This is a genomic window from Cupriavidus sp. FW305-3-2-15-C-LB2 (genome assembly GCF_058787575.1).
Window position 1 is genome coordinate 17,471 of record NZ_JBYSZW010000057.1, and the last position, 14,015, is coordinate 31,485.

The 14,015-nt window shown below is 57.2% G+C and carries 10 protein-coding genes and 2 pseudogenes; 9 read left to right on the forward strand and 3 right to left on the reverse strand.

The features are described 5' to 3' along the window. Position 1 precedes the first annotated feature (1 nt). Together AC3WRR_RS30030 and AC3WRR_RS30035 are read right to left on the reverse strand one after the other, a co-directional pair. Positions 2-402: pseudogene (locus AC3WRR_RS30030) on the reverse strand (EamA family transporter); the annotation flags it as partial. 462 nt (positions 403-864) lie between these two features. After that, positions 865-1,077 (reverse strand): annotated as a pseudogene (locus AC3WRR_RS30035) (ATP-binding protein); the annotation flags it as partial. 1,522 nt (positions 1,078-2,599) lie between these two features. On the opposite strand from AC3WRR_RS30035, the gene AC3WRR_RS30040 reads away from it, so the two are divergent. The 6 genes from AC3WRR_RS30040 to AC3WRR_RS30065 all read left to right on the forward strand — a co-directional run bounded on the left by AC3WRR_RS30040 (position 2,600) and on the right by AC3WRR_RS30065 (position 9,132). Beyond that, entirely contained in the window at positions 2,600-2,995 is a 396-nt protein-coding gene (locus AC3WRR_RS30040) for a MerR family transcriptional regulator (protein WP_010811935.1), read from the forward strand. 42 nt (positions 2,996-3,037) lie between these two features. Continuing rightward, complete coding sequence (locus AC3WRR_RS30045) at positions 3,038-3,925, forward strand: transporter substrate-binding domain-containing protein (RefSeq protein WP_010811936.1); 888 nt, start codon at positions 3,038-3,040, stop codon at positions 3,923-3,925. A gap of 74 nt (positions 3,926-3,999) precedes the next feature. After that, positions 4,000-7,116, forward strand: coding sequence for a sensor domain-containing protein (locus AC3WRR_RS30050; protein WP_492298888.1), 3,117 nt, complete (start codon positions 4,000-4,002; stop codon positions 7,114-7,116). A 272-nt stretch (positions 7,117-7,388) separates the two neighbouring features. Further along, the gene (locus AC3WRR_RS30055; protein WP_081050394.1) at positions 7,389-7,958 is read left to right on the forward strand and encodes a TetR/AcrR family transcriptional regulator; all 570 of its coding nucleotides are present in this window, start codon (positions 7,389-7,391) and stop codon (positions 7,956-7,958) included. 67 nt (positions 7,959-8,025) lie between these two features. After that, on the forward strand, positions 8,026-8,601 hold the full coding sequence (locus tag AC3WRR_RS30060) for a carboxymuconolactone decarboxylase family protein (protein WP_010811939.1): 576 nt from the start codon (positions 8,026-8,028) through the stop codon (positions 8,599-8,601). A gap of 102 nt (positions 8,602-8,703) precedes the next feature. Continuing rightward, entirely contained in the window at positions 8,704-9,132 is a 429-nt protein-coding gene (locus AC3WRR_RS30065) for a hypothetical protein (protein ID WP_144062253.1), read from the forward strand. A 731-nt stretch (positions 9,133-9,863) separates the two neighbouring features. On the opposite strand, the gene AC3WRR_RS30070 is transcribed toward AC3WRR_RS30065, so the two are convergent. Next, a complete protein-coding gene (locus AC3WRR_RS30070) occupies positions 9,864-10,031 on the reverse strand; it encodes a hypothetical protein (protein WP_161940243.1) in 168 nt (55 codons plus the stop codon). A gap of 268 nt (positions 10,032-10,299) precedes the next feature. On the opposite strand from AC3WRR_RS30070, the gene AC3WRR_RS30075 reads away from it, so the two are divergent. From AC3WRR_RS30075 to flhC, 3 genes are all read left to right on the forward strand, one after another. After that, positions 10,300-12,420 carry a putative bifunctional diguanylate cyclase/phosphodiesterase gene (locus tag AC3WRR_RS30075; RefSeq protein ID WP_492298891.1) on the forward strand — a complete coding sequence of 707 codons (2,121 nt, stop codon included), beginning with the start codon at positions 10,300-10,302 and terminating at the stop codon, positions 12,418-12,420. Between the two features lie 272 nt (positions 12,421-12,692). After that, complete coding sequence (gene flhD / locus AC3WRR_RS30080; RefSeq protein WP_492298893.1) at positions 12,693-13,013, forward strand: flagellar transcriptional regulator FlhD; 321 nt, start codon at positions 12,693-12,695, stop codon at positions 13,011-13,013. Then, a complete protein-coding gene (flhC, locus tag AC3WRR_RS30085; RefSeq protein WP_010811942.1) occupies positions 13,010-13,618 on the forward strand; it encodes a flagellar transcriptional regulator FlhC in 609 nt (202 codons plus the stop codon). Before flhD ends, flhC begins: the two co-directional genes overlap by 4 nt. The last annotated feature ends 397 nt before the right edge of the window (positions 13,619-14,015 follow it).

Consider the following 14,015-nt stretch of genomic DNA (forward strand, 5'->3'; position numbering starts at 1 on the left):
CCTTGTGATGAATATCCGGGTAGTGAGGATGCTTGTGGACGATCGGAGCATGCCGGTGTGCGTGCACATGTGGTTCCTTCCCGTTCCACGGAAAATCATGCTCATGCTGATGATGCTCATCATGGCGATGAGCATGCGTGTGTTCCATCGGCTCATGGGTATGGTCGTGCTCGTGCCGTTCCCGGAGATGCAGACATACGCCTAGCGCCATGAGCACCGCCGCGAGCCAGAACAGGAAATTTGGCACCTCAGGCCACAGCAGGAAGGAGATCACCACGCCAAACAGGGGGCCACTGAAAAATAGGCCCCTGTCCTGGCCGTACCAAGATGGCGAAGGGCGATCACGAACAGCGCCAGGCTCACGCCATAACCGGCAAAGCCGATCACCATCGCCAATGCTAAAAGAGCAGCGCGCGTGGCGACAAGGCAGCGGCCTCTGGTTGCCACGAAAGGATGATGCCCCCAGCACCGGCAGGCGGGCCAGCGGGGTGGCAGCGTGCATCTGCTGCATATCATGGCCCTTCGTGTTGTGGGTGACCCGTCATCGCGACCGATCCTAGGCGATTTGACGCGCGCCAATTGACATCGGAGCATCGCAAAAAGAAGCCGCCAGGTCTTGGCGGCTTGCGGGAGTCGCGCTGTGGGGAGTGAATTAACCCATACGCATATCTGATCTTAAAGCAATTGAATACGAGATGTCACGCATCGAGAGGGCACCCCCCTCCAGAGTGGGGTATGACCGGAAGGACTTGTAAATCAAATCGGATCGAGCCGACGGGTGTTGCGCTGACACGCCTGGAGGAAACCGCGGCGAGGATGGTCTGACGTCGATGGTCAGGCGGAACACCGAGCGCGCACTTGCCGCCAGCCGATCTCGTCGACCACCAGCAACCTGGGACCCATCACCGCCCGATTGAAGTATTCGCGCGGCCGCCCTTGCTGCCGGGCAGTCGCCAGTTGCATCATCAGGTCGGCCGCCGTCAGGAAGCGGCTTTTGATGCCAGCCTGCGTGGCCCGATAGGCCAGCGTCGCCAGATGTGTCTTGCCTACGCCGGACGGCCCGAGCAGCACGACGTTCACCAAGAGCACTTTATAGAATTCCGGCGCCACGGATTTGAAAACTATTCTTGGAGGTGTTTAGCTTCGCAGGCGCGTGGCGAGCACTCGATCCAGGTGCGAAATTTGGCGTTGAATGAGGTCGCGTCTACGTCGGCGGCGCGCTGAGACCATGGTCAGCACGCATAGCATGAAGCTGAGTCCAACTACGAGGGCAACGGTAGCGAGGGAGTTCATTTGATGTTTGCCTTGCCGATTTCGGCGTCCAAGCCTGGAATCATAGAACCCGGACTCTTGGATGCCTATGTCGAAATAAGGCCTTATTCGGTGCAATGGACTACTGCAAAAGGCGGTAATCTGTGCTATTAATCCTGTTTCTCCTTTGTCGACGAGCACACACCGGTGCCGGCTCGTCGTGGAAGGCGCCCACGCGGAAAGGCGCGCCTCCGCTCCGTCTCCAGCTTCGACACGCGGCGCCTCTCGGTAGGCGGGCGGCCGCCGAGAGACTCGGCTAGACCTGCCGTGATCGGATTGACGAAATACGCCAGCCGCTGCATCCGGAGGGAGACGCTCACGTGTCTCATAGAAGGCATTGACTCTCGCGCTTGTAATCGTGGACGAGGGCTTCCAGCATCAGCCACTGCGACCGTAGGGCGCGTTTGAGGAGGGACGTGACGGCCAGGTAAAAGTGCAATCCGGCCTCCCTCAGCGCGCGACCGGCCCGCTGGGGCCGCTAACGTACTGCGCTCCCGCGAACGGACAATACGTGCTGCTCCACTCGAGTACAGGCGGTTTTCCCTGTTTACGTCTTTGACGCTGGTTAGTTCTTGAATGTCTCCATTATAACGCTGCGCGCTTCCGATCGGGCAACACTGAGCGCTGAAACGACGTCTGCTGCGTGCTTAGCTCTATCGCACACACCTCGCGGCAAGATTCGCCGCCTGGCACGAATTCACCGAAGTGGCCAAAACCCGTCAACTGCGTTCTGAGCAGTGGGCCCGCAATGCCACTGCCTGTCCCGCTATCGACAAGGCTGCGCTAGCGATTCGTTGAGCTTGTCGCAGTTTTTCCGCCAGTTACTGTCCTGTGAATTTCTGGCAACTAGCGTAAAAAACTCGTCCATATTTTTAGATGGACGACTGCCGTTTCAATCCACACTTCGAAAAAAATCCCGCATCGGGAGTGTATGCGGGAAGCGCCAAAACGGGGTAAGGCGCTTGGTAACTAAATTATTTACTGGGCAGCCAAAAATCAGGTTATAAACGCTCTCTCGGGCCCAGTAAATTAAAAATGCTTCGGCATAATTAATCTCCACTGCGGTCTTTTGCAAGAAATTTACGGCAATGCTATAACCCCGAACGCGGGGCGCAAAAATCAGGAGTGATGTTATATCTTCAATGACTTGCGATTTTTTTAATGCTTTGTTACAGTCTATAAAAATTAAATCTATCCTACTGGGTTCATCGTTGAAGCTCCGGACTAAGGGTCCCTGCCCTCTGCGCGGAAGGACTTTAACTCCGTAGGGAACTACAGAGTCAAGCAGGTGGGTTACACGATTGGTCAATTGGCGCAGCAAGCGGGTGTCGGCGTTGAGACGGTCCGCTACTATCAATCCTTGGGCTTACTGGATGTGCCAAATAAGCCACTTGGCGGACAGCGCCGTTATGAGGACGCACACCTCCGGCAACTACGTTTAATTCGTCGCGCCCAGACTTGTGGGCTTTCCCTTGCAGACGTCGGGATTCTTGTTGGGCGGGATTCCTCTTGTCAGACAATCTGTGGCGTGATCGCAAGGCGTCTAGCGATGATCGAAGCCAAGCTTTCCGAATTTCAGACAATGAAAGCCGAGTTGCATGGTCTTCTGAATCAATGTTCCAATGCAGCTCCTGACTCCTATTGTCCGGCGCTGGACCATCTTGCGAATAAAACACGTAGCTAATGATCCGAAACTCCTCCGATTCTGGTTGTCGAGGATGTGCAAATGACCTTCTACTCGGCAGGCATACATTTGATTAAGCTGTTGCGACGGCCTTACCTCTTGGCGGCCACGCTGGTGGGCCTAGTCAGTGTTTCGCTGGCAATATTCGTGCTCGACATGAACCATGAGGACACGCTGGCCCGCTATCAACGTGGCCAAGCGTTGCGAGTAGGGTACGCCATCGAAGAACCATTCGCGATGGTCGAAGCAGATGGCAGAGTTACCGGCGAGGCGCCGGAGGTCTTGCGTCATGCTTTGCGCTCCCTCGGCAGGGAGAATGTGGTCTGGCTGCAGGCGGATCTCGCTAGTCTCATTCACGAACTCGAAAGCGGTCGCATTGACATCATCGCCGCCGGCATGTTCGTCACGCCTGCGCGCGCGCAGCGCGTGCTCTTCACTCGCCCAACGGCAACAATTCAGCCAGGTTTGTTGGTTCGTTATGGGAATCCACTTCATCTTCGTTCGCTAAGCCACATAGCAGCGCAGCCGACCGTAAAGTTGGCCGTTATCGACGGCTCCGTCGAGCAGCAGTTGGCACATAAAGCAGCGCTGTCGGAAGCGAAAATTCAAGCCTTTCCGGACGCGGCTGCAGCGGCGGGCGCAGTTAGAACAGGCCTAGCAGATGTTTTTATGCTCTCTTTCGTATCGCTGCATTTTTTGGTCACAAGAGCAGAGGCTGGCATATTCGAACTCGTCGTGCCGGATACCACGCGCGACGGGAATTTCGCAGGCCTGCCGGCATTTGCCATGCGTCTGGAAGATAAGCGACTGCGCGATGCTATCGACAATGCATTGGCGGACTTCTTGGGTAGCCCCGCGCATCTGGAACTGATGCGACGGTTCGGCCTTCTCGACGACAATATTGCAGTTGCACCGGGCATCTCGGGATAATGACCAGGCATCCGAACCAGTTTCCGGGTACTGCGCCACTTTTGGTTGCGCTCACGTTGTTCGCCTGCATAACGATGGCGCTGATGACCTGGTCAAATTACCGTTCCGATCAGACATTGCGTGAAGGCTTGATTGCCCTCGACCGTCTATCTGAGAGCCGCCGCGCGGCCACTGCGGCCGAGTTGCACCTGGAGCGTATCCTAAATGGCGATCCCTCCTCGACCCGAGGTCTGCTGATTGCAAGTCTCGCTCGTGCGCGTGAGGCCGGCCATGGCCTTGTGAAAGGCGACGGGAAACTTGCTGATTTCGCCGTCACGCAGGGCTCCACCGTCCGCATCGACGCGGCCGCGATCGCTTATGGTGACAAGCTCGAGACGATGGCTGGTGCTATTCGTCAGAGGCTCGCTAATCCACGTAGTACTACGCAGCTCGAATTGCGGATGCATTACAGAGCGGTCGAGCAAGCGGCGTCAGAAGTGGAGAGCATCCTGCTTCGAGAGATCGCTGCCCGGCGTAGCACATTGCATCGGCTCGATGCATTGAATATCGCGCTTGTCGGCCTGTTGACACTGGTCCTGTTTGCGTTACTCGCGCGAACCGAGCGACGTCATGCCTGTGCTCTGGAAGAGCTCTCCAAGAGGGAGTCACATCTACGCGCCTTTGTCTCGGCGATGCCCGGCGTATCATTTCTACTCGATGCTGAGGGGCGGTATCTTGGAGTATTTGGCAGCGACACCGAGCTACTTCTTCAGCCAGCCACGGCCATCCTGCAACGCAGGGTCACGGATATCTTGCCGGCAGACGCCGCTGACGGCTGCCTCAGTGTCGTCAGGGGAACACTCTCGAGCCGACGCACTACGGCATACGAATACCGGTTGACAATCGATGGAAGCGAACGCTGGTTCGATGCCCGCGTTGCTCCGATTGGTAATACCGACAGCGTGATCTGGCTGGCTTGGGACGTCACCGAGCGGCACGGCGCCGAACAGCGTGTGCGTGAACTGTCTCGCCTATACGGCTTCCTAAGTCACGTGAACCAGGCAAGCATGCACGCGAGCACGCGGGAGATACTGTTTGAGCGTGTGTGCGATGCTGCGTTGCGATTCGGCGGGTTTCGCCGGGCCTGGATCGAAGCGATCGATATTGTCGGCATAACAACGCGCAAGGCAGACACTAAGGCCACCGTCCCTGATTCGGTCGATCTCCGCAACGGCGATCCGATCGATGCCTGGAGCCGCGGGGAAGTCGTTTATATCACCGGCTTTCGGGATGGTGACATCGCTCCGAATTGGGCGGTCGGAGACTTGACGGGTGGCATGAGCGCCTGCGCCGGGATTCCATTGCGGTGCGATAATGAGCTGATCGGAGTGCTCCATCTCGCCAGCGACGTGCTTGATCTCAAACGTAGCGAGGAAATGGATCTGCTGCGAGAGATCGGCGGCGACATCTCCCTTGCGCTGACTCGCCTCAATATTGTCGCCAAGCATGCTGCACAGGCCGCCCGGATTCACCTGCTGGCAGCAGCCTTAGAAAGCTCGCGAGACGGCATCATCATCACGGATCTGGATACCCGTATCGTTTCCGCCAACCGCGCGTTCAGCAGTCTAACTGGCTATGACGAGGTCGAAGTAGTAGGCCATCCCCTCAGTCTTCTGCGCTCGGGCATGCACCCGGTCGAATTTTATCGGGAGATGCACGATACGCTCGCGCGCGAGGGCTGCTGGCAAGGGGAAATTTGGAATCAAAGCAAGAGCGGCAAGGTACTGCCACACTTCCTGTCTATCAGCACCGTCACAGGCGACAACGGGAAGGCTGAGCATTATGTCACCGTATTAACCGACTTGACACGTTTGAAGCAGGCTGAGAATCGGCTGGACGCCCTGACTCATTTCGACCCATTGACAGATCTGCCGAATCGTCTCTTGATTCGTGCGCGCTTAGAGCAATCGCTTGCCGTCGCGCAGCAAGGCGGACGTCGCCTGGCAGTACTATTCATCGATATTGACCATTTCCAAACCATCAATGATGGACTCGGTCACGCGGTAGGTGATGAATTGTTAGTTGCTGTCGCACAACGTCTGCAGGCTCAGATGAGATCTCACGACATCCTCGGCCGGCAAAGCGGAGACGAGTTTGTGGTGGTTCTCCATGACATCGAAGTCGTCAGTGGGGCGGATGAGTTCGTCCGTCAACTCATTGAGGTTTTTTCTGCGCCATTCTGCTTGCCAACGGTCGGCGAGTTGTTCGTGCAGGTTAGCATCGGCGTTGCGGTCAACCCAGCGCATGGGAGTCATGCTGCGGAGTTGATCCGGAACGCGGAATCCGCCATGCACGAAGCGAAACGCTCAGGTCGTGCTACCTGGCGTACCTATGTCCCCGGCTTCACCTCTGCAGCCAACTCAAGACTGGCCCTAGAGGCGCGCTTGCGGCGAGCGCTACGGCAGGGGCTGTTCGAACTACACTACCAGCCGTTGGTCAACTTGGAAGATGGCAAGGTGATCGGGGCCGAGGCCCTGGTTCGCCTGCCGCGGGACGGCGGAAGCGACGTCGGCCCGTCCGAGTTTATTCCCCTGCTGGAGGACACCGGTTTAATCTTGCCGCTCGGCGCGTGGGTCCAACGCGAGGTCTGCCGTCAAGGCCGACAATGGCTTGATGAGGGCAAAGCAATCGAGGTGCTTGCCGTCAACTTGTCCGCTGCGGAGATTCGTAGCGGTCATGTCCAAGAGCAGTTGCGGGACATACTTGCAGAGACAGGTTTCCCGCCAGAACGATTGGAGCTTGAAGTCACAGAATCTGGGCTGATGTCGCGCGGCAGCCAGGCGGTGGAGTTTCTGCGCAGTCTGAAATCGCTGGGCATCAAGTTGGCCCTTGACGATTTTGGCACAGGCTACTCTTCGCTAGCCTATCTAAGGCGCTTCCCTGTTGACAAGTTGAAAATTGATCGCAGCTTTATCCGGTATATACCGGACGAAACCGGAGATATGCAACTCGTGGCCACCATTGTCGCGATGGCAAGGGGGTTGGGTCTGCGCGTACTAGCCGAAGGGGTAGAAACCGAAGCCCAGCGACTCTTCCTGAGGAAACTCGGGTGTGACCTTTGGCAGGGGTACCTGTGTAGCCCGCCGTTACCAGCAGCGGCTTTTGCGGACCGCTTTCTTTCCTCGTCGGGCCCTTCGGATGGGACACCGTAGGAGTACCGCCACCCGCCCGGTCTATTTCAGGGTCGGCATGGTTGCCATGACCATCGACAAGCGAGCGTTGGCTGCGTGCAGGAGTAAAAAAGGCGAGTGGCATGTTCGTCTGCCCTCCGCGCTGGACGCACCTCCTGGGCGCTATTGCGAGCGGCGTCCGGGCTTGCGGAGCCACGATGGCGTCGAGGCATCCTTGCGTAGACAAGGAGCAGTCTTTGATTGTTCAATCAATATTATCATTGAGACTGCCCCTTGGCAGACTCTGAGCAGCAATGGCACGATCCATCGAATTCGATCGAGATGAGGTTATGGCGCGTGCTGTAGACGCCTTCTGGCGCTATGGCTACGAAGCCTTGCCTGCGAACGTCCTCGCAGGGGAGATGGGCGTGTCAAAGTCTTCCCTTTATAACACCTTCGGGTCAAAACGGCAGCTGTTTCTGGAAGCCATCGAGATTTATGCAAATGCAAAAGCTCTTGCCATTCGAAACGCTTCCGAGGCACCAAGATTGCAGGAACAACTTCGAGGGATCCTGTTGCATATCGTAAAAGACAATGATGGCGGCCGTGGATGTCTTCTCGTAAATACTTCCATAGAATTTGGCTTGCATGACCCCGAGGTGCGTCGGTTGGTCCGAACCGGATTCCAATCCATCAAGGCTGCGTTTGAATTTCTATTAATTTCCGGCCAGCGATCTGGGCAATTTAAAAGAAATATAGACCCTGCAATCTGGGCGATGACGCTAATTGCCGGCATTGCCGGACTGCGGGTGCTGGCAAAAGCAGGTTACACAGAGCGTCAATTGTCCCCTGTGATTGATAATCTTATGCGCATTGCAGCATAATTTTTTGCGCCTTTTTGGACCGCCTCGACCAGAATCAGCAATACCTACTTGTGCACCAGGTGACCCGATGACTCTATGCGCCCGTCTCTCCTTGCCTCTTGTGACCGTGGATACAGCAAGCCCCAATGCCAGGGACATTCTCGACAGTGTTAGAGACGAGATCGGCAGTATTCCCAATATGTATGCGGCGATGGCCAACGCACCGGGGTTGTTTGATGCATACCTTTACAGCTACACCCAATTCCGCCAGGAGTGTTCCCTGACGCCACTGGAACAAGAGGTGATACTTCTGGCGCTATCCGTTGCCAACGGCAGCTCCTACTCAGTGGCGATGCATAGCGGCATCGCCGCTACAGTCATCAACGGGTCCCCAGAAGTTGTAAATGCAATTCGTGATGGGCGGAGCCTATTGGACGCAAGGCTTCGCGCGCTGGTGGGATTCACACATGCAATGTTCGCCCATCGAGGGCGACCGAGCGCAATCGAACTAAAAGCATTTCTCGATGCTGGCTATAGTGAGAAAAATGTCTTGGACATCATTCTAGCCATTGCAATCACGACGCTCAGCAACTATACCAATCACGTATTCGAAACGGAGGTGGATAGATGCTTCCGACATTTTTCCTGGATTCCACCCTGTTAGTCTTCATATTGCAATCGCATCGTTAATCATTTCACGTGGGAGGAATTTTGTTTTTTGCGTTATCCGTCAGGAGACGTAGAAACAGCATGAAAGGCGAAATCAATGTCAAGGAAGAATTTTATTATGAAAATGCGAGTCAGCGATGTTGATCGACTCGTTTTTGGTTTCAATACGTTGAATTTCCTGGATTTTGCGTGGTTATACGAACGGATGGCGGACGCGAATCCGAAATTTGAAAAGAACCACGCAACTCGCTTCAGAGAGGTCTTTCCGGACCTTCCATTCACGCCGGAGTGGCTGGCGCAGGCGTGGTCACTATATGTGTCTTATGCGCCAGATTGCGCGCGAGAAATTGGGCGCGAGGTTACCTTCTTGTACTTTATACTGGGGCTACAAGACGCTTGGCCGAAGCAGACAGCCTACTCGAAAGCCGTAGTGCAGATAGCTATGAAAAAAGGAGCGAAACGCGCACATCAGATACTAAATATTGTCACGATTTTTCATGAAAGCGACGGTGAATTACCCAGCTGACGCCGGCAAGTCAAATTGCGCGACCAAACGCGAACGTGAATATTAGCCGCAGGATGTAAAATATTTGTGTTGAAAGCTGCGCATATAATATCTAATGAGAACGCCGCTTAGTTCGTGGCGCCCCACGTCGTTTACCTAAACATAGATTCCGGCAGGATGGCTAGAACACCTCCGCATATTGGGCCCGTTGCAGCAGTTGATGCGCAACCACTTCTTACGCTCGAACGCTGGCGGGTGTATGAGACAAATCGAGGTGATCGCCATTTCGTCGGATATTGCGTGGAAACGCATGATGGCCGTGTGACAACTGCGATTCTTTCGTTCAATGCTAGTACGAAAACTGGCGTTACGACGAGCGGGCGGCGATATTTGCTGAAAGGCTGGCCCTGCTTCGATAGTGATGCAGAGCATGTCTGGTCCTTTTACACATCGCAGAATGAGATAACAGAAACAAGAGATGTTAGTCTGGAATACTTGTCATCAGACCCTTGATGGCCTGACTTCGAGTTCCACACTGCGTCCGCATGCATGAGCAGCTGGCTGTCGAAGCGATCGCACGTGCCCGCCGCCGGGGCAGGGCAAGCTTCCGGTGGAGGCCAAGGCGATCGTCATGCCGGGCGCTCCACCGCTTTCGTGGCCTTGGCCACCAGCCGCAACCCCGTTCCCTCGTCGCCGGTGCGCGGCCGTTTCACCTCGCCCGCCAGCAAGAGGAACGGGTCCTCCAGCTAGGTTCACGCGCCATCCCACCCCAGCTTGCGCGCGACGACTACCGGCCCGGCCTCATCGACGCCTTTCAGCAGGACGTCGGGCGCGAGCAGGGTGCCGCAGGTCAGACGTTCAGCAATCTGCCTTGGCAAGCTCGCCAACCGCATGGGCGGAAAGTCCTGCGGACGCTCCATACCATTGGAACACCCTCCGCGTCGTGGGTACCGCTGGCCGTTACATTAGTCTAATCTTTCATTTATTCTCATACCCGGAATCGGGGGCATCATTTTGGACATAGTTTGGGACATATATTGCACGGCCGCCCCAATTGACTGAGGCAGTTCAATCTTACTGCGGCGAGCGGAACTCTGGAGAACTCTTATGAAGTGTCCCCCAGTATTGGCGACCGAGGCAGAACGACTAGAGGCGCTGTCCGGGTATGGACTCGAAAGCGATAGACCGTTGCCCAGCCTGGACCCAGTGGTCAAAATTGCCGCACGTGTCTTCAAGATGCCTGTCGCAGCGGTGAATATGATCGGCAGCGATCATGTCTTCTTTGCGGCAAGCACTGGTCTTGAGGGTGCGCAAGTTGACATGAGCCGCGACGTTTCGTTCTGTGCGCATGCAATCACCCGGAATGAAGTCATGGTGGTGCCGGATGCCACGCTCGACGAACGCTTTTACGACAACCCATTGGTCACGGGGCCGACCAAGCTGCGCTTCTACGCCGGCGTTCCCCTGATGTCGCCGGATGGCCATGCCGTAGGAGCGCTCTGCGTGATTGATGGGCAGCCGCACCGCGATTTCTCAGAGGAAGACTGCGAGCGTCTGCGCGAGCTGGCCAAAATGGCAGGGGACAGGCTGGAGTTGCGCCGCGTCGAAATTGCCGCGCAGGCGGTACGGCGGCGTTCCTCGGAGGCATTGGCTGAAGACCAGCCCACCGCATTCGTGCAGTTCGATGAACGACGGGGTGTCGTCGCCTGGAACGACGCTGCTGCTGCCCTGTTTGGATATGAGCCGAGCGAGGGCCCCGGCCGAGCCTTTGACAGCCTATTCCCCGAGCGAGAGAGGGCGGCATTGCACCAACTGATCTCGCGCGCGGAGGTCAGTTCGGTCAACGAACCGTCCATGCTCGCGCAACTGCACGGCTTGCGCAAAGACGGAACGGGATTCCTTCTCGGGTTGTCCCTGACTTGCCTGCGCACGAACGCGAAGCTGATATGCAACGCCCGTCTGCAGGATCTAACAGCGCTGCGGCGTGAGGAACAGGCGTTGCAACGGCTAGCGAACATCGACATGCTCACCCGACTCGCCAACCGCGCGTGCTTCTATCGGTGTGTGGAAGAGACGCTCACGCTCGCCTTGCCGGCCGCAGTAGTCATGGTCGACCTCGATGGGTTCAAGGACGTCAACGCCACGCTTGGCCACGCGGTAGGCGATGGCATTCTCCGCGAGGTGGCTCGCCGCTTGGAGAAAACCGCGAGACCGAACGATACGGTCGCGCGGATCAGCGGGGACGAGTTTGCTATCCTGCTACCGGAATGCGACAGTGTCGGGCAGGCGAAGGATGTCGCTCATGCGGTGATTGCCAACATGGCCGAGCCGATTGCCATTGATGGACATGAGGTGCGGCTATCGGTCAGTTGCGGCGTGGCCATGGCGCCGCTCCATGCACGGGAAGCGCTGGAACTGATCGCCAATGCGGACCTGGCTCTGTTCAAGGCAAAGAGCATCGGCCATGGCCAGTCGTTCGTCTTCGCCACCGCGTTACGGCATGAAGCGGTCGCGCGGCGGCTCTACAGCATGGAGTTGCATCGGGCAGTCAGCGACGGCGAATTCGTGCTCTTCTATCAACCGCAGGTTCGCCTGGCCGACGGCTCCCTCACCGGTGCTGAGGCACTGATCCGCTGGCTGCATCCGCAGCATGGTCTTTTGTCTCCTGCGGCTTTCCTGCCCGCGTTGGAAGAGGGGGCGCTCGCCGTGAGTGCTGGATCGTGGATTCTTGATGAAGCCTGTGCGCAGGCAGCGCTATGGCGCAGAAGTGGCGCAAAAGATTTCCGTATCGGCGTCAACCTGTGCGGCGCGCAGCTTCGTGCGGAGGACCTGGATTCACAGGTCGTCTCGGCCCTGGAGCGGCATGGCCTGCCGCCGCAGGCGCTCGAGCTTGAGATCACCGAAAACATCGTGCTCGAGGGCGACGACCGAGCCGTGGAAATGCTTCAGCGCTTGCGGGACCACGGCGTGGCGATTGCCTTCGACGATTTCGGAACCGGCTATGCATCGCTCAGCCTGCTCAAACGCTTCCCACTTACCCGGATCAAGATCGACCGTTCCTTCGTGCAACACATACATGAGTCAGATCGGGACGCTGCCATCGTCCGCGCGCTGCTCGATATGGCACGGAGTTTCGGCCTGGAGACGATTGCCGAGGGGGTCGAAACCGAAGAGCAACGTGACACCCTGCACCACCTTGGGTGTGAAGAGGGGCAAGGCTATCTATTCGGTCGCCCCTTACCAGCGCTGCAATTTGCCGAAATGTTCGAAATCGGGCTATGCGTGAGCCGACTGCGTCAATCGCCATAACGCGGTCGTCTGCGAGGTGTCGGCCGACGACATTCCATTATTGATGGGGTGGAAGTTGCATCGGGCAGTGCCTGGCCCTGCACCCATTGTCTTGGATGTGTAACATTCCCATTTTCTCGCGCAGATCGTTTGGCAAAGGGAAGAACCGATGCTATAACGCACTCCTGATCGTTACATCTCGTTACCAATGTTACTTAATGTTAAGGGTCGGGCGACGCGTTTGTGGTGCATCCGCCCCTCCTTGTAGAGCCAGTAGGGAAGAAGAGAAGAAGATGGAAGAAGCTAGCAGATTTCTGGATGAGATCAGGGAAGTTAACCTCGCTTATCTGCTGCTCGCGCAACAGCTGGTGCGCGGGAACCAGTTAGAAGCCATGTACCGGCGGGGTGTTGGCAAGGATATCGCTGACATCCTTGCCAAGCTCACGCCTGCGCAATTGGTCAAGCTGGCGGCATCCAATATGGTCTTGTGCCGGTTCCGGTTCGAGGACCATGCCTTGCTGTCGACGCTCACCCACAACCCGAAGAGCCATGATATGCAGCAGATGCACGCTGCCATCTTGCTGGCCCGCCAGCCGGTGGAGTCCTTCAATTGAGTGCGCTGCTGCAAGCTGCCCCGGCCCGGAGCCTTGCGGCCACTCCGGTGACCGGCCGCAAGAGCGTGCTACAGGATGCCAAGCAGACCCAGCTTGCCATTGAGTTGATCGGGCTGGGCGCGCGCTTGCAGGTGTTGGAAGCCGAGACCACGCTCTCGCGCGATCGCCTGATCCGGCTTTACAAAGAGTTGCGCGGGATCTCGCCGCCCAAGGGCATGCTGCCATTCTCGACCGACTGGTTCACCACTTGGCTGCCAAATATCCATTCGTCTCTGTTCTTCTCCGCTTACCAGTTCATGGTGCAGCAGGGCGGGGCGAGCGGCATCCGTACTTTGGTGGCCAGCTATCGGCTCTATCTCGAGCAAGTATCGCTGCTCGGCGGCGAGATTGTCTTAAGTTTCACCCGTGCCTGGACGTTAGTACGGTTTATCGAGCGCAATATGCTGCAGCTTTCCACCTGCCCCCGTTGCAGTGGGCAGTTCGTGACGCATGCATATGAGCCGCAGGCGAATTTTGCATGCAGCATGTGCCGCCCCCCGTCGCGCGCAGGCAAGACCAGGAAGCTCTCGCAGCGCACCGTCCTCAACCTCGTCAGCGATCCATAGCAGTCGACGCCGATGCCCCAAGCAGACGCTAGTGCGATACCACATTGGCGGGCGCGGGACCGCGAAGGGGCCGGGCGCACGCTTTTCTGACGAGATTCCATCATGCCAGTAGCAGCCAGTCACGCGGTCATGCGCGGTCATGCGGGCGGCAATGCGTAGCGGGCCCGCTTGACTCGGCGACGCATGGGCGCGTTCTATCAATCAGTTGAACTTGTCGTCTTTGGCAGAGCGGTGCTCGGTGCCTTAGTCAGCGCTATCGGCGCTGACTAACCAGCGCCCGCTAACATTATCCCGGCGGCAGTCTCGATCCACCCCGCAAGCAGGGCAAGACCTAGACCGGCACCCGACGAGAAACTTTAGATACGCAAGCACGCCGCGATCACCAGGAAGGCGAGCG

Bases quoted from the DNA above. Each gene is read 5' to 3' on its own strand.
- AC3WRR_RS30045 (WP_010811936.1), top strand. From the start codon at position 3,038: ATGACCTTCTACTCGGCAGGCATACATTTGATTAAGCTGTTGCGACGG.
- AC3WRR_RS30050 (WP_492298888.1), top strand. From the start codon at position 4,000: ATGGCGCTGATGACCTGGTCAAATTACCGTTCCGATCAGACATTGCGT.
- AC3WRR_RS30055 (WP_081050394.1), top strand. From the start codon at position 7,389: ATGGCACGATCCATCGAATTCGATCGAGATGAGGTTATGGCGCGTGCT.
- AC3WRR_RS30060 (WP_010811939.1), top strand. From the start codon at position 8,026: ATGACTCTATGCGCCCGTCTCTCCTTGCCTCTTGTGACCGTGGATACA.
- AC3WRR_RS30065 (WP_144062253.1), top strand. From the start codon at position 8,704: ATGTCAAGGAAGAATTTTATTATGAAAATGCGAGTCAGCGATGTTGAT.
- AC3WRR_RS30070 (WP_161940243.1), bottom strand. From the start codon at position 10,031: ATGGAGCGTCCGCAGGACTTTCCGCCCATGCGGTTGGCGAGCTTGCCA.
- flhD (WP_492298893.1), top strand. From the start codon at position 12,693: ATGGAAGAAGCTAGCAGATTTCTGGATGAGATCAGGGAAGTTAACCTC.